21 protein-coding genes and 1 pseudogene are annotated in these 20,159 nt (G+C 69.8%); 10 read left to right on the top strand and 12 right to left on the bottom strand.

Features of this window, described 5'->3' with window-relative positions; all coding sequences use genetic code 11:
• The first annotated feature begins 174 nt into the window (after positions 1-174).
• Positions 175-531, top strand: coding sequence for a histone-like nucleoid-structuring protein Lsr2 (locus tag ABD256_RS08560; RefSeq protein ID WP_344415383.1), 357 nt, complete (start codon positions 175-177; stop codon positions 529-531).
• Between the two features lie 271 nt (positions 532-802).
• Positions 803-1,147: a hypothetical protein gene (locus tag ABD256_RS08555; protein ID WP_344415381.1), complete on the top strand. Its 345-nt coding sequence runs from the start codon at positions 803-805 to the stop codon at positions 1,145-1,147.
• Positions 1,148-1,423: 276 nt separating this feature from the next.
• Here the strand turns inward: ABD256_RS08555 and ABD256_RS08550 are convergent, their stop codons facing one another.
• Positions 1,424-2,236 (bottom strand): hypothetical protein, encoded by an 813-nt coding sequence (locus tag ABD256_RS08550; protein WP_344415379.1) that lies wholly within the window; start codon positions 2,234-2,236, stop codon positions 1,424-1,426.
• A gap of 20 nt (positions 2,237-2,256) precedes the next feature.
• Complete coding sequence (locus tag ABD256_RS08545; RefSeq protein ID WP_344415377.1) at positions 2,257-2,508, bottom strand: hypothetical protein; 252 nt, start codon at positions 2,506-2,508, stop codon at positions 2,257-2,259.
• An 89-nt stretch (positions 2,509-2,597) separates the two neighbouring features.
• Between ABD256_RS08545 and ABD256_RS08540 the strand changes: the two genes are divergently transcribed.
• Complete coding sequence (locus ABD256_RS08540) at positions 2,598-3,257, top strand: TetR/AcrR family transcriptional regulator (RefSeq protein ID WP_344415375.1); 660 nt, start codon at positions 2,598-2,600, stop codon at positions 3,255-3,257.
• A 24-nt stretch (positions 3,258-3,281) separates the two neighbouring features.
• On the opposite strand, the gene ABD256_RS08535 is transcribed toward ABD256_RS08540, so the two are convergent.
• A complete protein-coding gene (locus ABD256_RS08535) occupies positions 3,282-3,908 on the bottom strand; it encodes a winged helix-turn-helix transcriptional regulator (protein ID WP_344415373.1) in 627 nt (208 codons plus the stop codon).
• 76 nt (positions 3,909-3,984) lie between these two features.
• On the opposite strand from ABD256_RS08535, the gene ABD256_RS08530 reads away from it, so the two are divergent.
• The 3 genes from ABD256_RS08530 (at position 3,985) to asnB (ending at position 8,022) form a co-directional block, all read left to right on the top strand.
• On the top strand, positions 3,985-4,899 hold the full coding sequence (locus ABD256_RS08530; RefSeq protein ID WP_344415371.1) for an alpha/beta fold hydrolase: 915 nt from the start codon (positions 3,985-3,987) through the stop codon (positions 4,897-4,899).
• Positions 4,900-5,013: 114 nt separating this feature from the next.
• The gene (locus ABD256_RS08525; RefSeq protein WP_425546403.1) at positions 5,014-5,838 is read left to right on the top strand and encodes a MarR family winged helix-turn-helix transcriptional regulator; all 825 of its coding nucleotides are present in this window, start codon (positions 5,014-5,016) and stop codon (positions 5,836-5,838) included.
• A 351-nt stretch (positions 5,839-6,189) separates the two neighbouring features.
• Complete coding sequence (asnB, locus tag ABD256_RS08520) at positions 6,190-8,022, top strand: asparagine synthase (glutamine-hydrolyzing) (protein ID WP_344415367.1); 1,833 nt, start codon at positions 6,190-6,192, stop codon at positions 8,020-8,022.
• A 34-nt stretch (positions 8,023-8,056) separates the two neighbouring features.
• On the opposite strand, the gene ABD256_RS08515 is transcribed toward asnB, so the two are convergent.
• The 4 genes from ABD256_RS08515 to ABD256_RS08500 form a co-directional block, all read right to left on the bottom strand.
• Positions 8,057-8,941 carry a serine hydrolase gene (locus ABD256_RS08515; RefSeq protein ID WP_344415365.1) on the bottom strand — a complete coding sequence of 295 codons (885 nt, stop codon included), beginning with the start codon at positions 8,939-8,941 and terminating at the stop codon, positions 8,057-8,059.
• 247 nt (positions 8,942-9,188) lie between these two features.
• A complete protein-coding gene (locus ABD256_RS08510; protein ID WP_344415363.1) occupies positions 9,189-9,827 on the bottom strand; it encodes a carbonic anhydrase in 639 nt (212 codons plus the stop codon).
• A gap of 106 nt (positions 9,828-9,933) precedes the next feature.
• Positions 9,934-11,982 (bottom strand): ATP-binding protein, encoded by a 2,049-nt coding sequence (locus ABD256_RS08505; protein WP_344415361.1) that lies wholly within the window; start codon positions 11,980-11,982, stop codon positions 9,934-9,936.
• 77 nt (positions 11,983-12,059) lie between these two features.
• Positions 12,060-12,563, bottom strand: a complete 504-nt coding sequence (locus ABD256_RS08500; RefSeq protein WP_344415359.1) for a hypothetical protein — start codon at positions 12,561-12,563, stop codon at positions 12,060-12,062.
• A gap of 128 nt (positions 12,564-12,691) precedes the next feature.
• On the opposite strand from ABD256_RS08500, the gene ABD256_RS08495 reads away from it, so the two are divergent.
• Positions 12,692-13,438, top strand: coding sequence for a phosphotransferase family protein (locus tag ABD256_RS08495; protein WP_344415542.1), 747 nt, complete (start codon positions 12,692-12,694; stop codon positions 13,436-13,438).
• A 266-nt stretch (positions 13,439-13,704) separates the two neighbouring features.
• Here the strand turns inward: ABD256_RS08495 and ABD256_RS08490 are convergent.
• The 3 genes and pseudogenes from ABD256_RS08490 to ABD256_RS44360 all read right to left on the bottom strand — a co-directional run.
• A pseudogene (locus ABD256_RS08490) lies at positions 13,705-13,896 on the bottom strand (tetratricopeptide repeat protein); the annotation flags it as partial.
• 16 nt (positions 13,897-13,912) lie between these two features.
• Positions 13,913-15,022, bottom strand: a complete 1,110-nt coding sequence (locus ABD256_RS08485; RefSeq protein WP_344415356.1) for an FAD-dependent oxidoreductase — start codon at positions 15,020-15,022, stop codon at positions 13,913-13,915.
• Positions 15,023-15,050: 28 nt separating this feature from the next.
• Positions 15,051-16,022 carry a Clp protease N-terminal domain-containing protein gene (locus ABD256_RS44360; RefSeq protein ID WP_425546402.1) on the bottom strand — a complete coding sequence of 324 codons (972 nt, stop codon included), beginning with the start codon at positions 16,020-16,022 and terminating at the stop codon, positions 15,051-15,053.
• Positions 16,023-16,090: 68 nt separating this feature from the next.
• On the opposite strand from ABD256_RS44360, the gene ABD256_RS08470 reads away from it, so the two are divergent.
• The 3 genes from ABD256_RS08470 to ABD256_RS08460 all read left to right on the top strand — a co-directional run bounded on the left by ABD256_RS08470 (position 16,091) and on the right by ABD256_RS08460 (position 18,019).
• Positions 16,091-16,450, top strand: a complete 360-nt coding sequence (locus ABD256_RS08470) for an excisionase (RefSeq protein ID WP_344415354.1) — start codon at positions 16,091-16,093, stop codon at positions 16,448-16,450.
• Between the two features lie 110 nt (positions 16,451-16,560).
• The gene (locus ABD256_RS08465; protein ID WP_344415352.1) at positions 16,561-17,355 is read left to right on the top strand and encodes a GNAT family N-acetyltransferase; all 795 of its coding nucleotides are present in this window, start codon (positions 16,561-16,563) and stop codon (positions 17,353-17,355) included.
• Positions 17,356-17,557: 202 nt separating this feature from the next.
• Positions 17,558-18,019, top strand: coding sequence for a MoaF C-terminal domain-containing protein (locus tag ABD256_RS08460; RefSeq protein ID WP_344415350.1), 462 nt, complete (start codon positions 17,558-17,560; stop codon positions 18,017-18,019).
• Positions 18,020-18,050: 31 nt separating this feature from the next.
• Here ABD256_RS08460 and ABD256_RS08455 read toward each other — a convergent pair whose 3' ends face one another.
• Both ABD256_RS08455 and ABD256_RS08450 read right to left on the bottom strand, forming a co-directional pair.
• Positions 18,051-19,283 (bottom strand): CynX/NimT family MFS transporter, encoded by a 1,233-nt coding sequence (locus tag ABD256_RS08455; protein WP_344415348.1) that lies wholly within the window; start codon positions 19,281-19,283, stop codon positions 18,051-18,053.
• A complete protein-coding gene (locus tag ABD256_RS08450) occupies positions 19,280-19,972 on the bottom strand; it encodes a FadR/GntR family transcriptional regulator (RefSeq protein WP_344415346.1) in 693 nt (230 codons plus the stop codon). Before ABD256_RS08450 ends, ABD256_RS08455 begins: the two co-directional genes overlap by 4 nt.
• Positions 19,973-20,159: the final 187 nt, after the last annotated feature.

Genomic DNA, 20,159 nt, shown 5'->3' with positions numbered 1-20,159 from the left:
CCCGCTCCGGCGGGCCGTGACCGATCGCGGTCGCGGGCGACAAAATCATGACGGCGGGAACAGGTCGGTCCGCGACCTGTCCCCGCCGTCATTTTCTCGGCGTACACAAGCTCACGGGCCATTTGCCGCAGCGAATTGGTCCAGGGCCGGTCGTCGTCGCGCGGGCGCCCGCGCGTGTGTTGCCTCTTGAGGGGAATCGTGGCTCAGTACCTCGTGGACGACTTGGACGGAACCGCAGCACAGGAAACGATCTTGTTCGAGCTGGATGGTGACCGGTTCCGGATAGACCTGTCGCGGGAGAACGCGGCCGCCCTTCGCTCCGTGCTCTCCCGGTACGCCAAGGCGGGCCGCTACGTCCGCGGGTACCGGAGAAAATCGGTGCGGGAAGGTGGCGCGGCGCCCGCGGCGCGACAGGACAATCCGGTGATCCGGCGCTGGGCACGGGAAAACAACCTCCCGGTCACCGACCGGGGCTTGATCGCGCACCGCATCCTGCAGCTTTACGAGCAGGCTCATCCGGATGCGTCCTGAGCGCGGCGGCGCAGCCAGGGCTCGAGAATTCCGGGCCCGAAGGTGCGCCCTACCTGGCCGTTCGCCGAAAAAGGCACCGGAAACAGAACAAATATCTGGGGTTTGCTAGTATTTGCCAGCCCGGTTGAGCAGACAGCCGCAACCAGTTTACGCTGGTTCCGAAGACCCGAGGCCGCAAAAATCTTTGAGCGCACGTTCTCTCGTGCGCGTCGACGAGCGGCTCGTGGTCCGAAGATCATATTATCGTGTTTGCACAGCTGGGGAGGCTGTTGTGTCCGATTATCTGCTCTTGACCGCGCCCGGAGCGACGTACACGCCAAAACTGGTCGCGCTCACCGGTGACCGGTTGATCCACCCTCGCGACGTCCCCAGCGACATCGCCAGAATTGTCATCAGATGGGGCAGAGCGTGGTGGCCGCACACCATCGCCGCGCGTAATCACTTCACCAAAACGAGCGGGGACGACGGCGGTCGCGGTTATTGCGACAGGCAGGTCAGCGGCTGGTTGTTCCTCAGCCCTGACGACGGGTCCCTCGCAGGTAAGGTCCGGTCCGGTGAGCTCGATGTCGCCACCGCGCTGAGTGTCGAGGCGGAGGTCTGGCCCATGCTCGAATGAGCGGGCGAACTCTTCGTCGAACGCACTTCCGGCACTGAATCTGGAATAATCGAGCAAACGATGCGAAGAGCGGTCGAGAACTCCTCGCGAATGGTGAGCTTGATTGATCGGTGCCGCTGCGGCGGCGGGACGCCGAACCGGTGGGGTCGGCGTCCCGCCGCATGACAACTTCGTGCCTGAATCCACCGCGAGCTGACAGCACCGGGAGCGGATGCTCGCCTTGCCGTGCGTCCGAGGCATCGATTGCGCTGATCTCGTTGTGGGATCAGTGGTTCACTACCGCACGCGCGGCGCGGTGGCGTCCGCGGTGCCCAGGCACTGGCCATTTTCGAACAGTCCCAGTTCGTAGTGCACGGTGTGCTCGTCGTGGCCGCTGACCGCGATTCCGATGTCGTAGGTGCCGGGATAGCGGACCTCGCCGAGGTAGGTCACGCGGTAGTGCCAAGGGACGAACTGCGGGAGGTTCCTGGCGGAGCCGTCTCCCAGCAGGCCGTGCGCGTGCGCCGCGATCGCTTCGTCGTACCAGCCCAGCTGGGCGATGTAGTTGACGTGCCGGTTGAGGTCGACGTCCTCGACGCGGGCGTGGACGGTGGCAGTGCCGGGGTAGTACGGCCGTTCGCGGCGGCGTGGATCGGGTTTCGACGCGACCGCCGCACCTGTTTCCGGCAGGCGAAGCTCGTCGAGATCGGTGCGCAGTTCGTCCGGCAACGGGATCGGCCCTGACTTGTCGGCGAGCACGATGGTGGCCTCAGCCGTGGCGACGAGCTGTCCGTCGGCGAACATGCCCTGACCGTAGGTGTACGAGGACCGCCCGGCCGCCCGGATTCCGGTGCCGATCCGGATGGTTTCGCCGACCTTGCCGAACGCCGTCCGCCGTTCGACGCGCTGGCCGACGAACAGGATGTGGAACGGCCCGAATCCTCCGTCGGCCAAGAGCTTGTCGAAGCGGGGGAAACGCAGGCCGATGCGGGGATGCTCGAACAGGCGGGCCAGCGCCACGGTGCTCGTCGTGCCGTCCGGGGCGAGGTCGCCGAACCGTTGCCTCATTTGCTGGTGGTCGGGGAAGACGACCTGTTCGTCGATGGTCAACGTCGTTCCTTTCGGGGTGGTCACCACGCCAGCGGCAGGGACCGCGGACCGTGAATCGGCGCGCGGTGTTTGTATTCGAGAGGGTCGGCGAGGCGCAGGCGTTCGGCGTCGTCGTGCACGGCCCGGACATCGTCGTAGCGGCTGAACAGGATGGCCTCGTGCCCCAGCGGCGCCCGCACCCGGTGGACCTCGCCGGAGTCGCGTCGCCGTCGAACCTCCGGGTCGAGGCCGAACCCGTCTCGCCGGGCGGCCAGCTCGTGCAGCTTTGCCATGTGCTCATTGAAGCTCATTGCACGCACCGCGTGCAACATCGCGTGCATCACTTGGCGGGGGCCTCGCTCCGCTCGGCTAAGCTGTCGCCATGCGTCAGCGGTGGAGCAAGCAGACCATCCTGGACGCCGCCGTGGAACTGCTTGCCGGCGCCGAGGGCGACGACGTGTTCAGCATGCGCAAGCTGGCCGCCGAGCTGGGTACCGATTCCTCCAGCCTGTACCGCCACTTCCGCAACCGCACCGAGCTGATGCTCGCGATCGTGGACCACGTGCTGGTCCAGGCCATGCACGGCTACCGGCGGCAGGGGGACTGGCGTGCGCGGCTCGTCGACCTGACCCTGCGCTCATGGGATGCGTACGCCGCGCTGCCGCAGCTCGCGAAGGACGCCGGCCACTATCCGGGCAGCGGGCCCGGCAGCCAGTTCGTGATCGAGGAGACCTTGCAGGCCCTCGGCGACGCCGGGGTGCCCGAGGAACTCGTTCCCGAGTGGTATCACCGGCTGGTGACCTTGTCCGTGTCGCTGATCTCCGCGCACGCGGCCGGCCGCTCCTCCGGCCCGGCCGAGCGAAAGCGGAGACTGGAGACGTTCCGGGTGATCACCCTGGGCGCCGACCCGGCGGACTTTCCCGCGCTGGCCCGCTACAGTCGCCGCATCGACCCCGTCGGCTTCACCCGCGAGAGCTTCCTCGCCACGGTGGAGCTGGTGCTGGACGCGGTGCCGGCGCGCCAAGAGCGGAGCCGCACCTAGCGTTCCGGCCATTGTGGACGGACGTCAGGCGGCGAAGACGGTGCGGACGACGGACTCGTCGCCGTCGATCTCGACCAGACCGAGGGCGCGGGCGTCGCTGAGGGTCAGCGCGCCCGCGGCGAGACCGAGGACGGCGGCGGGGTCGGCGCGGACGGTGGTGCCGAGGGCGCGGCCGTCGTGCGGGCCGACCTCGAAACCGGAGCGTGTCGCGCGGAGCTGGAGGAGCGGGCCACCGATTTCGAGGCCGACCGTCGCGGAGGCGCGGATCTTGACCCTGGCATCGAGCAGGGCGGGGACCGCGAGGGCGAGCCACTCGGGGCGGAAGGAGTCGCTGCCGGGGCCGCGGGCCATCAGCGGGGTGGACCAGCGGATCAGGCTCTCGATCGGCTTGCGCAGCTCGGCACCCCACGGCGTGAGGGCGTATTCGACCACGCTGCCCTCGCCGGCCAGCCGCCGCTCGAGCACGCCCGCCGCCTCGAGGTCGCGGAGCCGGTCGGCGAGCAGGTTGGTCGCGATGCCGGGGAGGCCGTCGATCAGGTCCCGGTAGCGGGCGGGGGCGATGAGGAGCTGGCGGACGATGAGCAGGTTCCACCGGTCGCCGACGACTTCGAGGGACCGGGCGAGCCCGCAGTACTGACCGTAGCTACGCATCATATCCTTGCTTGAGTTTCTCAAGTGCACGTGACAAGCTCAAGTTTACCGGACCAGCGAGCCAAAGGGGGCCGTCATGGCCGACGCCATCGAGAACGCGCGGCCCGCCTGGGTCGACGACGACCTGTTCCCGTTCGAGAGCCGCTTCGTCGACATCGACGGGCACACCGTGCACTACGTCGACGAGGGATCGGGTCCCACGCTGCTGCTCCTGCACGGCAACCCGACCTGGTCGTTCCTCTGGCGCGACGTGATCAGCGCGCTGCGCGACGACTTCCGGTGCGTCGCCCTCGACTACCCGGGCTTCGGGCTGTCGACGCCGAGGCCCGGCTACCGCTTTCTGCCCGAGGAGCACGCGGACGTGGTCACCGGGTTCGTCGACGCGCTCGGCCTTTCCGGGGCCACGCTGGTCGGGCAGGACTGGGGCGGCCCGATCGGCCTTGCCGCCGCGGGGCGGCGGCCGGGCGTCTTCGATCGGCTGGTGCTCGCCAACACCTGGGCCTGGCCGGTCAACGGCGACCTCTACTTCGAGGCCTTCGCCCGCATCGCGGGCGGACCCCCGATCCGCTTCCTGGCCCGGCGGCTCAACCTCGTCGTCAAAGCGTTCATCCCGATGGGGCACCGGCGGCGGAAGCCGACCGCGGCCGAGATGGTCCACTACCGCCGGGCGCTGGACACCCCCGACCGGCGCCGGGCCTCCGCGGTGCTCCCCGGCCGGATCACCGCCAGCCGGGCCTTCTTCGCCGAGGTCGAGGCCGGTCTCGCCGACCTCGGCCACCTGCCGGCCCTGATCGTGTGGAGTGACGCCCAGGTCGGCTTCCGCGCTCAGGAACGCGAACGGCTGGAAGCGTCGTTCCCCCATCACACGACCGTGATCGCCGAGGGTGCGGGCCTCTACGTGGAGTCCGACGCGACCGAGGAGTTCGTCGCCGCGATCCGCGGCTGGACGGCGACGCGGCGGACGGACGCGAGCCGTGCGGACGAGGCGTGACACCCCGGCGCCCGGCGGATTCGACCGGCGTTGTCGAATCCGGGCCGCGCTGTTCGTAGCCGTGGTGAACGGCCGCCACGAGGGCGCTGCCGAGACCACGGGAGACGCAGACCGATGTCGCACGCACAGGCCAAGGTCCACCGCATGTTCGAGCTCGTCGAGCCGATCGCCACTGTCACCTTCTCCGAGGTGCCGAACGAGGCGTTCCTGGCACTGGGCATGCGCAACTACTGGGACGGGTACTTCGCGGGCCGCGCCGCACCGCTGGGGCAGGTATCGGCCGAGGTGGTGCACGCGGTCTTCTACAACTTCGCCGACGGCGAGGTGGCGCGCCACGTCCCGTGGGTCTGGGGGAAGACCACCCCGGAGGAGGCGATCGCCGTGCGCGAGCGGGGCAGCGCCGCGGCGCTGCGGCAGATGATCGGGGAACTGGCCGATTCCCCCGGCCTGGTGCGGGTCGCCGACCTCGCCACCCGGGCCGCGGTCAGCGCGCCGATCGAGGGGCGGGCACTGTATGCCGGGCTCCGGGCGCTCGTCGTGCCCGAGGAGCCGGTGGCCAGGCTCTGGCACGCGGCGACGTTGCTGCGGGAGCATCGCGGGGACGGCCACAACGCCACCCTCGTCGCCCATGGCATCGGCGGCACCGAGGCCCATGTCCTGTTCGCTCTTTCACAGGGAATGCGGGCGGCGGAGTTCGGCCGGATCCACCACCTGCCCAAAGCGAAGCTGGCCACCGTCGTCGACGGGCTGCGCGGCCGCGGCTTCGTGGACGTCGACGGCGGGTTCACCGACGCGGGCCGGAAGGTCAAGAACCGGATCGAGGCCGTCACCGACGAGCTGGCGGCGCCCGCCTACGACGTGCTCACCGCCGGCGAACTCGACGAGCTGATCACGGCGCTCGAACCAATCGCCGCCGCGGTGGAGGCCGTCAACGACTGAGTGGACGCATTCTTTAGTGCGTTATTCGGGAGCCCCGTTCCCTTCCCTCGAGTTCGCTGCGATTCCACCGACGATGGTGTCGGGGAAGTGTGCTACCTGGAGTTCGAGAGTGGTGCGGAGCTGTTGTCGCCGCTTGATTTCGCGGAAGTCGCCGGTGGTTCGGGAAAGCTCGGGTGTGGGGCGGCCGAGCTGTCCGAAAGGCGTGCTTGACGCGGTATCCGCGCTTATCCACCGTTATGCGTGGTCTTGGTGGTGTTTGATTGACCACCACCCATCTGTCGTATGGCGGAGGCTCGTCCCTCGGGTAGATAGTTAGCCTCAGCAATATCTTTTCGTAATGCGGAGGTTACAGTGTGTGGCATCACCGGCTGGGTGTCGTTCCGTCGCGACCTGCGAGGACAGGGGCCCGAACTGGACGCCATGACGGCGACTATGTCGTGCCGCGGCCCGGACGACTCGGGTACCTGGTACGCCGAGCACGCGGCGCTCGGGCACCGCAGGCTCGCCGTCATCGACCTGCCAGGCGGGACCCAGCCGATGGTCGTCGACACGCCGGACGGCGCGGTGGCGATGGTCTATTCCGGCGAGGCGTACAACTACACCGAACTGCGTGAGGAACTGCGCCGCCGCGGCGTCGTGTGCACCACCGATTCCGATACCGAGGTGGTCCTGCGCGGTTACGTGGAATGGGGCGAGGCGCTCGTCGACCGCCTGAACGGCATGTACGCCTTCGCCATCTGGGACAGCCGTGCCGACAAGCTGGTGATGATCCGCGACCGGATGGGCATCAAGCCGTTCTACTTCTTCGAAACCGAAGACGGTGTGCTGTTCGGGTCCGAGCCCAAGGCCATCCTGGCCAATTCGCTCGCCGACCGCACGGTCAGCCTGGACGGGCTCCGCGAGATCTTCGGCTTCGTCAAGACCCCCGGCCACGCCGTCTGGGACGGCATGCGCGAGCTGCGCCCGGGGCATCTGGCCACAGTGGACCGCAACGGGCTGCGCGAAACCCGGTACTGGCGGCTGGAGGTGGGCGAGCACCGCGACGACCAGCGGGCCACCGTGTCGCACGTCCGCGAACTGCTCGACGACATCATCCGGCGCCAGCTCGTCGCCGACGTGCCGCGATGCACCCTGCTCTCCGGCGGACTCGACTCGTCGGCGATGACCGCGATCGCCGCGGGGCAACTGCAGGAACAGGGCGAGGTGGTGCGCAGCTTCGCCGTCGACTTCCCCAACCAGGCCGAGAACTTCCGCGCCGAGGAGGTCGCGCCGACCCAGGACACCCCGTACGTGCACGCGGTCGCGGACCACATCGTCTGCGAGCACGAGGACATCATGCTCGACGGCGCCGCGATGGCCGATCCGTCGGTGCGGGCGGCGGCGGTCGGCTCGCGGGACATTCCCTCGGGCATCGGCGACCGGGACAACTCGCTGTACCTGCTGTTCAAGGCCATCCGCAGCCATTCGACGGTGGCGCTGTCCGGCGAGTCGGCGGACGAGGTGTTCGGCGGCTACCCGTGGTTCCACAACGAACAGCGCGACGCCGAGACCTTTCCCTGGCTGGCCAACCAGAACTCGCCGATCAACCGCGGCGGCCTGATGACCCCGGAGGTGACCGCCGCGCTCGACCTGAACGCCTACACCGCCGACCGGTACCAGGAGGCGTTGCGCGAGGTGCCGCACAAGGACTCCGAGACCGGACTCGAGCACCGGATGCGCGAGGTGTGCTACCTGCACCTGACCCGGATGGTGCAGACCCTGCTCGACCGCAAGGACCGGATGTCCATGGCCGTCGGGCTCGAAGTCCGCGTGCCCTTCTGCGACCACCGGCTGGTGCAGTACGTGTTCAACACGCCGTGGTCGCTCAAAACCTACGACGGCAGGGAAAAGAGCATCCTGCGCGGCGCGACCCGCGACGTACTGCCCGAGTCGGTGGCCAACCGGAAGAAGAGCGGCTACCCGGGCACCTACGACCCGGCCTACCTTGCCGCGATCCAGGAGCAGGCGCGGGCGCTGATCGCGGGCGACCACCAGGCGCTGGACTTCTACGACCACGAACAGGTGCGGACCGCGGCCAAGGCGACGGTCTCCGGTATCACCAACATCCAGCGGGCCGGGCTGGAACGGCTGCTCGACCTCGCCACCTGGATCGACCTGCGCACGCCCACGCTGAAACCGAGCTGACCGGCTCGCGCGAGCGCGCCCGGCCAGGAGGGATTCAGGTGCTTCCGGCGGTGAGCGAGGACTTCAGCGCGCCGGTGGCGGCGGTGAGCGCCGTCGTCGCGGTGGTCTGGTCGACCGTTTCGTTCCAGGTGCCCATCACCGCGATGGCGAAGATCCTGGACGCGGTTCGGACCAGGCCCGTGGTGTTGAACACCCGTCGGCCCTCCGAGCTGCCCCAGCCCTGTTTCACCGCCCAGTCCGAGTCCTGGAACGCACGCGGAATCCCGAAGTACTGGTCGAAACCGTCGGCGGCGTTGCGCGGGGCGCTTTCCATCGCTTCGGTGACGAACTCGCGTTCCTCTTCGGACAGTCCCGAGGTGATGTGCCGGTAGACCGCGATGACGTCGCTCGGCGACATCTGGGTGGAGCCCCATTGGCCGGCGTCGGCGGCGGGCGAAGTGTGCGTGAGGCCCAGCTTCTCGACCTGCCGCCGGACGATCGACGGCCCGCCGTGCTGTTGCCACAGGCGGCTGGCGATGCGATCGTCGCTGGCCGCGAGCATGTCGTGGACGGCAGTCGCTTCGCTGCCCGATGGCACCCCGGAACCGTCGATCAGGTCGAGCGCGATGAGCAGCTTCACCACGGACGCGGTGGGCTGCGCCTGATCGGCCTTCCAGCTCACCTCCACCGCGCACGCGCTCAGATCGACGACCTCGATGCCGAGACGGGGATCGTTTCCGTTGGCCAGCAACGCTTTCCTGGCTTCGGCGATGGCACTCGCGTGCTTGCCCGCCGCCTCCGCCGGAGCCGAACTGCACTCGGCTTCCCAGTCGCTGCCCCCGGATCCGCTGTTCACCGCGATCGTGGCGAACAGGCCACCCGCCACGATGAGCGCGGCGATCCCCACACGCACCTTCGTCTTCACGGACTGCTTCAGCAACGGGTCCCACCTCCGCCGGAAATGTGAGCAGTCCGAAGCTATTCGGGGCGGGGGTGGCGGACATCGCCCGATGAGCCGGTCAATTCCGGTCAGCCGAAGCGGAATCCTGCCGGAGCGGGTCCGGATATCGGCCGGATGGCCGATCCGCTCGGCGATGCGGTCAGTCCACTCGGGACGGCTCGACCGGGGACGCCGGATGGCTCATGAGCACTGCCGCGGCGTCATCACCGGCGCGGCGGCTCGGTGCTCACCGCGTCTTCGGGTGGTCCGGCAGCCCTCGGGTGGTGACGATTTCGGCGCTTCCGTCGGCGAGCCGGTAGTACAGGCCCGCCACGGCCGTTCGCCCGGCTTCGATCTGGTCGGCAAGGACCTTGGAGCGGTTCACCAGCAGGTCGACGGTGTGCCGGATGTGCTCGGCGACGATGTCCTCGTCGCTGGTGAGCCCGGCGGCGCGAGCGGACAGGACGCTGGGGGTGACGCGTTCGATCACGTCGCGGACGAACCCGGCGGTGCCGATGCCCTCGGTCAGCGCGGTGCGGGTGGCCGCGACCGCGCCACAGGAGTCGTGCCCCAGCACCACGACCAGGGGGCAGTCGAGCACGCTCACGCCGTACTCGATGCTGCCGAGGACCTCCGGTCCCGCGACGTGGCCCGCGGTGCGCACGACGAACAGGTCGCCCAGCCCGCGGTCGAAGATGATCTCGGCCGCCAGCCGGGAGTCGGAGCAGCCGAAGAGCACCGCGAAGGGCCGCTGACCCGGCGCGGTTTCGGCGCGCCGTACGGCATCCTGGTTCGGGTGCTCCGGTGTCGAGGAGACGAAGCGCTCGTTACCGGCCAGCAGCACCTCGAAGGCCTCGGTCGGGGTCGGCACCTGCGCGTCGCTCATGACCAGCACGTTACTGGCGACAGCCGCGCGGCGGGATGCTGTCGTGGAGGTTGTCACATCCGCGGTTCGCGAAGCAGGAACCCCGCTCGACGTTCACCGCGCGGGCTCACCGGTCCCAGAGCGCGGTGCAGATCTGGCCCACGCCGGTGCGCAGGTGCCGCCGGTAGGTGCCGAACGGGAGGCCGAGGCGGTTCGCCGCCGCTTCCTGCGTGGTGCGGCGGTCGAGGTAGGTGGCCCGCACCGCGCGCTGGTGCTTGACGTGTCGAGGGTCCGCGCGGAGGGCGTCTACGGCGGCGGTCACGGCCGCGCGCAGGGCGTCGCTGTCGCCGTAGGTCCTGGTCAGCGGGTTCGCGGCGATCGCGCCGTCGTCGTGCCAGTCCAGCAGTGCCTGCTTGACCGCTTCGAAGAACTCGTGCTGGGGGAGTCGCGCTGCCTCGGGAGCGGTCCCGCTCGTGTCGGCGGAAGTGGCCCAGCCGAATTTGCTCACGACCCGGTCCAGGTGCTCGGTCAGCGGGACCTCCCGCCAGTCGTGCACGAAGATTCCCCAGCCCCCGTCGCCGAGTTCCGGCATCGGGCGGAGCAGGCGGAAGTCGAAGTATTCGAGCCGGGGAGCGACGACCTCCAGCCCGGCGGCCACCACGAAACTGGCGGCGAGACGGCCCTGGCCCCGCAAGGTCGCGGTGGTGATGTGCGCGGCGTGCAGGGTCGCCCCGGTCGCCCCGGTCGTGTAGTCCTCATCGGACGGTGTCGGCACCATGAACCGGGCGATACCGACGTGCTCACCGGGGTTGAGGTCGCCGGTGCTGTCGAGGTGCTCGCGCACGGCGGCGAGCGCGGGGTCGCCTGCCCAGTCGTCCGTTCCGGGCCGCAGGCGCAGCCAGGCGAAGAAGGCCACCGGCGTCAGGTCGCCCGACCGGTAATAGACGTAGAACGCTTCGGGCTGGCGGTCGAGCCAGTAGGCCACCAGCCGTGCACCGGTTTCGCCCTGGTCCTCTCGTGCCAGGCGCAGTACCTCGTCGCGCACCTCCGGCGTGTAGTCGCGTTCGTAGAGCGCCTCGGCCGGCTGGGCTTCGAACAGATCCCCGAACTCGTGCGCGCTGTACCGGTAGAGGTAGAGGTGTTCGGCGGTGATCACCGTGGCGGAGCCGGGCGGGGCGGTCGACGCGCGCTGGCCGAGGTGGCGCCACAGGCGGACGTGCAGTTCGGCGTAGGCGACCGAATCGCGCCAGCGGAAGGACGAGTCGAGTGCGTCGCGGACCTGTTCGTGGCCGACGAGGCCGTGTGCTCCCGGTTCCACGTAGGGGAGCGCGGCGAGCCAGTCGAACACGGTGCGTGCTTCCGGTTCGGACATACCGGTGCGCAGCAGGTCGGCCGTGACGTGCCGGACGTGGCCGCAGAGGCGCAGCCCGTACTCGTGCGCCGCCGAGGGGACCCGGTCGATCATGCGCGCCAGCAACGTCTCGATGATGTCCGGGCTCGGCTCCCACGCGGCGTCCCCTGGCGGGGTTTCGGCCGCGACCTCGGCGGCGAGGCACAGCGCCAGCGGATGCCCGCCGGCGAACCGGTTCATCGCCGCGTGCAGCGAATCCGGTACGCCCCGGTCGCGGAGGAGGTAGCTGGCCTCCAGCGGGCGCAGCGGCTCAAGGCCGATCGCAAGGGTGAGAGGGCGCCAGCCGGGATCGAGCGTCCAGTGCGGTTCGGGGCGTTGCCGCCCGGCGACCACGATGACGGTGTCCTCCGGCACGGTGGGCAGGAAATCGTCCCGCAGCCAGGTTTCGAGCACCTGGCAGTGTTCGAAACCGTCGACGAGCAGCACCGGCCGGGCGGCCGCCCACACCGATTCCGCCTTGGCGATGAACGTCGTCGCCGAGGATTCGACGTATTCACCGCGTATCCAGGTCACGGTGTGGCCGAGGTCCTCGGCGTCGTCGGCCAGCCGCCGCAGCAATGCCGACTTCCCGATCCCGCCAGGGCCGTGCAGCAGCAACACCCGTGGGGCGTCGTGATCGCCGCGCAGCGCCGAAGCGAAGGCGGCGCGCTCGGTGGCGCGGCCGACGAAACCGCGGCGGCGAAGCTGTCGCATCCGCTCGGCCATCGACCTTGGCACGTCGGCGCCCATCCGGTGCACCGCGCCGCCGGGGGGCGTCTCACTCATGACCTAGATCTTCTAGTAGCCACAACGGCCCCGCACTCCGGGTTCGCTTCCTCACCTGCGGCGGTGCCGGAACCGGGTCATCCGCGCCCGGCCGAGCTGCGCCACCGCCCGCGCAGGGTGCGCCGATCCGTGCGGCTGAGCAACCCCGCGGTGTCGCGGGCCCAGTGACCACCGTGGGAGTCGGTGAACGACAGCTCGGGAATGGCGGACGCCGAGTACAGGTCGTCCGAGGACATCGCTTCCCTCCCGAAGGGCAGCGCGCGGGTCGCGGTCGTGCCCGGCGGGATGATCGCGAAGCGGACGTGGTGCGGCTCGTCCTCGTCCGGGCGGGTGACCCTCAGCTCACACCCGAAGACCGGTGCGTCACCGCTGTTGTGCGCGCACACGACGTAGTCCTCGTCCCGATCGAACCGGCTGCCCTCGTCGAGCCACGCCGACACCGATTGCGCCTGCTCCTGCTGGCGGATCTCGGGCTGGTCCTTGCGGTTGAGCAGCATGATCCACACATAGGACGCGAAACCGAGCAGCGAACCCGCGCTGCCGATCGCGGAGACCCAGGTGGCGGCGATTTGAGATCCCATCGGGACCGGATATGCCCCGGGCGCGGCCGGGTCAAACCCCGGCTCGACGGGCTGCCGCCGGACACGAGGAACCGCACGAAAACCCGGTGACGCCGGTGGTCGTTCCCGTGACAATCGTTCCCGTGACAATGGCCGCCGTGGAAGAGGTCGAAGTCGTCGTCGCCCATCACGAGTGCGCGACCCTGCGCGTCGGTGACGTGTTCCTGAAGGTCGACGCTGATCAGACGCGCACCGACGTCGAGGTCGATGCGATGGCCATGGCGCCGGTCCCGACCCCGGAGGTCCTGTGGCGAAAGCCGCCCGTGCTCGCGCTCGCCGCCCTCCCCGGCACGGCACTCGGTCGCCTCGGCGAGCCGTCGAACGCGTCGCCGGCGGCGTGGGCGGCGGCCGGCGCCGCCGTCCGGATGCTGCACGAGGCGCCGGTGCCGCCGCGGCCCGGCCGGAGCCCCGGTGAGATCGCGTCGCATCTCGACGGTGAATGCGAGTGGCTCGTCGCGAACGATGTCCTTCCCGCCGACCTGGTCACGCGCAACCGCCGGATCGCCGAGGCCGCGCTGCGGCCGTGGAAACCGGTGTTCGTACACGGCGACCTGCAGGTCGCCCACGTGTTCGTCGACGGTGACGAGATCACCGGCGTGCTCGACTGGTCCGAGGCCGCTCAGGGTGATGCCCTGTTCGACCTCGCCATCCTGACCCTCGGCCACCCGGAGCACCTCGGCGACGTCGTCGCCGGTTACGGCACCGATGTCGACCTCGACGTGATCCGCGCGTGGTGGTCGTTGCGAAGCCTGCAGGCCGTCCGTTGGCTGGTCGAGCACGGTTTCGACCCGTCCGCGCCGGGCTGCGAGATCGACATCCTGAAAGCCCGGATGTGAGGCTTGCGAAACGGGCATGGGGTCGTGCCTATGACGCAAGCCGATGGCGAGCTGGAGAGCCTGGTGCGCAACCGCGTTCGTGCGCTGCGGGTGGCGCAGGGCTGGTCGCTGGAGGAGCTGGCCACAAGATCGCCCGTGAACCTGGTCGCTGACCCGCGAACCGTCCGATGTGGACGCTCAGGTCCCCCGTATCGCTTGCAGGCTGCGGCGGCAGCTGGCGGTGATCGGGTGTTCCGCGCCGCCTCGCCCACGGTGCCGGAGTCGAGCAGGAGGTAAGCCAGCAGGCTTTGGCTGAACAGGGTTTCCGCATCCGTCGGACCGAGTGCGCGGGCGCAGTCTTCCAGCGCGGCGCGCAGCTCGTCTTCGGCTTCGGCCAGCCTGCCCGCGCGGTGCAGGGCGAAGCCGAGCAGGTTCCGGGTTTTCAGCGTTTCGAAGGTACCCGCGTCCTCGGCCCGCACGACGGGATCGGTTCCCTCAGCCGGGTTGGAAGAACTCGAGCATCTTCCGGCCGGCGTCCGGCGCCGTCAGCAACTCGTGCATGTCCGCGGACATCCTGGCGGCGGCGCCGGTGCGGTCGAACATCTCGCGTTCGTATTCCTTGACGGCGGTGGGGAAGTCGTCCGGGTGCGCGGCCAGTGCGAGACCGAGCACGGCGCCGTCGAGCAGCGCCATGTTGGCGCCCTGCCCCGTCGGCGGCATCAGGTGCGCGGCATCGCCGAGCAGCGTGATGTCCGGTGCCGACGGCCAGGTCAGGCCGACCGGGAGCGCGGCGATCGACCTTGGCACGACCGTGTCGTCGCAGGCCGCGATCAGCGCGGTGAACCGAGGGTGCCAGCCGGGGAGCAGTTCGATCAGCCGCGCCTTGGCCGCCGCCGGGTCGGCGAACGGGATCCCGCTGGTGGCGAACCAGTCCTCGGCGGTGTTGTAGAAGCTGAGCCCGATGCGGACGCGGCCGTCGCCGTTGCGCTGCGCCGCCAGTGATATCCCGTTGCCGAGCACCCAGTAGGTGCCGCGCCCGACCATCGCCGCGAGATCGGGGTGCGTGCGGTCGACATCGGGAATGCCGATCTCGACGACGTTCTTGCCGATGTGCGCCGGGCGGGCGCCGGTGAGCAGCGGGCGGACCCTGGAGGCCGCGCCGTCCGCGCCGACCAGCAGGTCGTACTCCGCAGCGCTGCCGTCGGCGAAGCGCAGCAGGCCGTTGCCGGCGGACTGGAACGCGTGGCCCCAGCGCACCGCGTCGTCGGGGAGCGAATCCAGCAACAGGGCGCGCAGGTCGGCGCGGTCGACCTCCGGTCGCAGGAGCGGGGCGTCGTCGGGTGTGTCCTCTTGGAGCAGCAGGGTGCCGTCCGGTTCGAGAAGGCGCATGTCCTGGCCTTCGCCACGGGCGATCGCGAAGAACTGCTCGATCAGACCGGCGTCGCGCAGCGCCTGCTGCCCGGAGTGGATGTCGAGCATGCCGCCCTGACCGCGCGCGCCGCGCGACGGTTCCCGCTCGTACACGACGGCGTGGATGCCGTTCACGTGCAGCACCCTGGCGAGGGTCAGGCCGCCCAGGCCGGCTCCGATGATGCTGATGGTCATGGTTGTCTCCGCCCGCCGCTGAGCCGGTTCACCGGCGGAACCGGGGCGCGAGCACCGTGCGCACGACCTTGGCCACCTTGCTGGCGGCGGACCCGCCCTCTTCATCGGGCTCCGGTTCCAGTACGCGCTGGATCTGCAGCAGGAGCTGGTTCGTCGACCGCCAGAGCGGGACGAACAGGCCGGCGACCGGTCCGGTGCCCCGGATCGGGCCGTCGGACAGCTCGGCGACCTTCCTGGCGATCGCGACCGTCGCCGGGTCCCGCAGGATCACGTGCACCTCGTCGTCGGCCAGCCGGATTTCCATCTTGCGCGCGGCGGCCTCTTCCGGGTTCGCGTCGGTGGTCGTGTCCGGATCCAGCTCGTCGATCTTGGCGGCGACCGCGTCCGGGTCCACCCCGAGTTCCCGCAGCACCTTCGCCGCCATGCTGTTTTCCGCCCGTAGCAACGCTTCGAGCAGGTGGTGGCTGCCGACCGGTGCGCCACCGGCCAGCGCGCTGGCGGTGGAGACGGTGTCTTCGGTGGCGGGTGTGCCCGCAGGCCACGGGCCGGCCGCGACATCCTGCGATCCGTCCAGGGCGGTCAGCACCGCGGCACGGATCTTGCTGATCGGGGTGATCCGGCCGGCGAGCACCTGCGCGCCGACGCCCTCGCCCTCCCTGACCAGCGCGAGCAGGATGTGTTCCGTGCCGACGTAGGTGTGGCGCAGCTGCAATGCCTCGCGCAGGGCGAGTTCCAGCGTCTTCTTCGCCCGCGACGTGAACGGGATGTGGCCGCGCGGCTCATCCGTGCCGGGCTCGACCACCGCGGCGATGTCGCCCTCCGCCGTCTCCTTGTCGTACCCGAGCTGGTGCAGGACCTTCGCCGCCGTGCTGTCCGGCGAATCGAGCAACCCCAACAGGATGTGCTCCGTGCCGATGTAGTCGTGCTTGAGCAGTCTCGCCTGCTCCTGGGAGGCGACGACCACCTGGCGTGCTTTCGTCGTGAACTTTTCGAATGGCATGGTTCCATGGTTACAACCCTGTCAATACAATGTTATTGATAGGGTCACCGTGGCGAAGGGAGGGTGTGATGGAGACTCCGTCGGACTGGGAGGACCGGCTCGCGCGCTGGCAGCACGAGCTGGAGCTGTTCGAGCGGCTGGACGAGACACCCTGGGTCACGCTGGCCAAGGCGGAGGCCGAGACCGGCGTTTCCCGCTCGGCCCTGCGGTCCTGGTACCGCAACGGCGAGATCCGGTCCCGGCTGGTGGACGGCCCGAACGGCCCGCAGCGCCTGGTCCAGCTCGACGCGGTGATCGAGCGCGCCGCCGCGTCACCGCGCATTCAGCGCAGGGCGGAACGGGAGGTCAGCCTGGAGGCCCAGGTCGCACTGCTCCGGCACCGGGTCGACCAGCTCGAGCTGCGGCTGGCCGCACTGGAGCGGAGCTGAGCCGCGCCAGCCACTGTCCACTGTGGTAGGTCGCGGGCCCGGATTCCGGTTGACGGGCCGGCGGTCCTCTCCGATGCTGGGCACCGATTCACCGACAAGGGAAAGGGCGCATGAAGCCTGACCACGCGTTGCTCGCACGGTTCGATCGCAACCTCGCCGAGCACGCCTGCTACCTGCACGCGGCGCTGCCGGAGTCCAGGGTCACCCGCGCCGGTGACCTGCTGATCGCCGACAGCGGGATCGACGACGACCCCTTCAACATCATCGCCGCGGCGGCCTTCGCGCCGGGTGCGGCCGAAGGCAGGGTCGCCGAAACCGCCGCCGCGCTGCGGGCCACCGGGCGCCGCTTCTCGTGGTGGGTCGGACCGGCGTCCGAGCCGGACGACCTCCGCGACCTGCTGGCCGCCGCGGGACTGGAACGCACCGAGAGCGAAACGGCCATGTGGACGCGGCTCGGCGATCTTCCGGACGGCGGGCACGCGACGGATCTCGACATCGTCCCGGTGACCACACCGGCGCAGGTGCGCGAGTTCGCCGAGATCCAGGCCGCGAACTGGAGCCCGCCCGCGGCCGGGGTGCTCGAGTTCTACACCAGGGTCACCGACCGGGTGCTCGCGGCGGGTTGCCCCGGCAGGCTGCTGTTCGGTTACCACGAGCGGAAACCGGTTTGTGCGGCCGAATTGCTCCTGCACGACGGTATTTCCGGTCTGTACAACGTTTCCACGCTCGACGCCTGCCGCAGGAGGGGATTCGGCGGGGCGATCACGCTCGCGGCACTGCACGCGGCGCGTGACGCCGGGTACGACCTCGCGGTGCTGCAGGCGTCTTCGGACGGGGAACCGGTCTACCGGCGGCTGGGTTTCCAGGCGTACGGCACCTACACGGAGTTCGCCGTCACGCCCTGACCGGAGCACCGTCCACAGGGGAGAGAGCGACCGTCCTGTTCGTCCTGCCCCGGGGAGCGGACCGGCCGTGGGGCGTCGAATTCCTGCGCGTTGCGGCAAGTCGGCTGCACGCGTCGGCAAGGGTGGCCGTCGCCGGTTGTCGTAGCGTCGTTCGTGGCGCCGAGGTCCTCTTCGCGCCGAGAAGCCCTGCGAAGGAGTCACCGTGGCACCCGATGTCCGCTACTTCCCCGTGCCCGGCACCCTTCCGCTCACCGAGGATCTGGTCGGCGTGCGGGCGAACTTCCACTACGGCTCGGGAAACGTGCTCCAGCAGTTCTACCGGGACGCCGAAACCATGGTGTGGTCGGGTATCGAGGGCGATTTCGCCGGCGTGCGGCAGACCGAGCCGACGATGCGCGTCTTCGAACTCGGCGCCGCGCAGTACTTCATCACGTGGTACGAGGAAGGCACGGTCGCCACGGCGGCGCACGGTGAGGTCTTCGATGGCGGCTACCCGATCGCGGTGGTCGCCGACTTCGGCAGGCTCGTGGCGACCGCCGCCTACACCAACCCGCGCGAGGACGGCGGGCAGTACTTCCTCGTCGATCAGGCGACGATTCGGATCGTCGATGCTCCCGCGGCCTTCGCCGCGAAGATCGCGGGAGCATCGACCCGCACCGGGTGAGCCGGGCGGGGTCGCCGCCGCCGAGACGAGGTCAGGTACGGACGTGGCGGTTGCGGCCCGCGCCGTACCCGGCGACGGCCATGACCGTGCTCAGCGCGATGAGAAGCACGAGGGCACCGGTCCAGCTTCCGGTGGCCTCGTGCAGGACGCCCAGCAGAAGGGGTCCGGCCGCGGCGACGAGATAGCCGATGGACTGGGCCATTCCGGCCAGCGCGGTGGTTTCGCTGGGGCCGCTGGCGCGCTGGCTTTGGAAGCTCAGCGCGAGCACAAGGCAGACGCCGGAGCCCACCCCGAGAAGCGTGCACGCCACGACCGCGAACCCCGGCAGGAGAAGCAGGATCGCGAAGCTGGCTGCCACGATCGCCGCGGCCGCGGCAGCCGTGAAGCGCTGGTCGTGGCGGCCACGGGTGAGCAACGGCAGCACCATGCCGGTGACCAGCGAGACGACCTGGTAGTAGAACAGCATCCAGCCCGCGGCCGTGGTGCTCATGCCCTGCCCGCCGAGGATGCTGGGCAGCCACGCGATGGCGGTGTAGAAGGCAAGGGACTGCAGGCCCATGAAAAAGGACACCTGCCACGCCAGCCAGGACTTCCACGGGGTCCTGGCATGTTTCCCGCGGGATTCCGCGCCGCCGGACGGCCGGGTCCCGCGCAGCCGGGGCAGCCACCCCGCGAGTGCGGCGAGTGCGATGACCACGCCCCATGCCAGTGCCGAATGCCAGGTTCCGGGCAGGACCTTGGCGAGCGGGACGGAGATGCCGGACGACAGCGCGGCGAACAAGCCCATGGCGGTCACGTAAAGCGCGCTGATGGTGTGCACCCGATGGCCGGGCACGTTGGCACGGATCACCGTCGGCAGCAGGACGTTGCCCACCGCGATCGCCGCCGAGAGGACCACCGTTCCGGCGAACAGGCAGGCGACCGAAGGAAGGGACCGGAGCACGGTGCCCGCCGCCAGCGCCGCGAGGGAGGCCACGAGGAGCCGGGTGGTGCCGATCCGGTGCGAGACACGTCCGACGAAGGGTGAGGTCACCGCGAACATGAGCAACGGCAAGGTACTCAGCACACCGCCCGCGGCCGCGGTCAGCCCGGTGTCGTGCTCGATGGCGGGAAGCAGGGTGCCGACACCGGTCAAGGTCGCGCGCAGGTTGACCGCCACCAGCAGGATCGCGAGCACGAGACCGGCGGAGAGGGTGGGCGTGCTGACGGGGTTCTCGGCGGTCGCGGTCGGTGCGAGCGCGGTGGGGTTTCTCGGGGCGGTCACTCCGCTTCTTCCGTTCCGGTCCCGGTGAGCTTCACGATCTCGGTGGCGCAGTACCGCGCACCGACCTCGTCCTCGGCGGCGATCGCCGCCACCAGGCGCCGGTGCAGGAGGGCGTGCTCCGCGGCCGTCTCGCTCGACCAGACGGCGCCGCCGATCTGTTCGGTGACCGCGCTGCCCAGGACGTCGTAAACCTCGGCCAGCAGGGTGTTCCCGCCCGCGCTCACCACGGCCTGGTGGAAGCGGGCGTCGACCTCCGCCATGGCTGCTGTCCTTTGTGGATCCGCGATCGCCTCGGCCTCGTCGAGGAGGTGCCGAAGGCGAACCAGGTCGTCTTCGGTGCGGCGCACCGCGGCCAGGCCGGAGGCGTACTCCTCCAGCACCGCGCGCAGTTCCAGCACGTCGTGCCACCTCGAGGCACCGGCGCGCCGCATCAGCACCGAGTGCATTTCGCTCGAGGTCCGGACGTACGTCCCGTCGCCCTTGCGGGCCTCCAGCAGTCCCAGGTGCACCAGCGCGCCGAGCGCCTCGCGCACCGTCGTGCGCCCGACGCCGAGCTGCTCGACCAGATCGTGTTCGGGCGGGATCCGCATCCCCACCGGCCAAGCGCCCGAGGCGATCTGTTCGCGGAGGGTGTCCACCAGCTGCGCCGACAGGCTCGCGACCCGGCGCGGCGCACGAATATCGTTCATGAGGTAACCCTAACGCCAAATGTCAGACATTCGTCTGAGAGCTATCTCATGAACGGATCGATTGCAGAGTGTTACTCAACGATCACGCGTACGTGACGGGTGGTCATGCGTCCAGGCGGTCGACACCCCGGCGGCCCGGCCGAAGAATCGGTCGGTGGGCGGGACGCCGGATCCCTCGGGGATCCAC

This window comes from Amycolatopsis minnesotensis, assembly GCF_039529815.1.
Lineage (GTDB): Bacteria > Actinomycetota > Actinomycetes > Mycobacteriales > Pseudonocardiaceae > Amycolatopsis > Amycolatopsis minnesotensis.
This window is presented reverse-complemented; position numbering and strand designations above follow the sequence as displayed.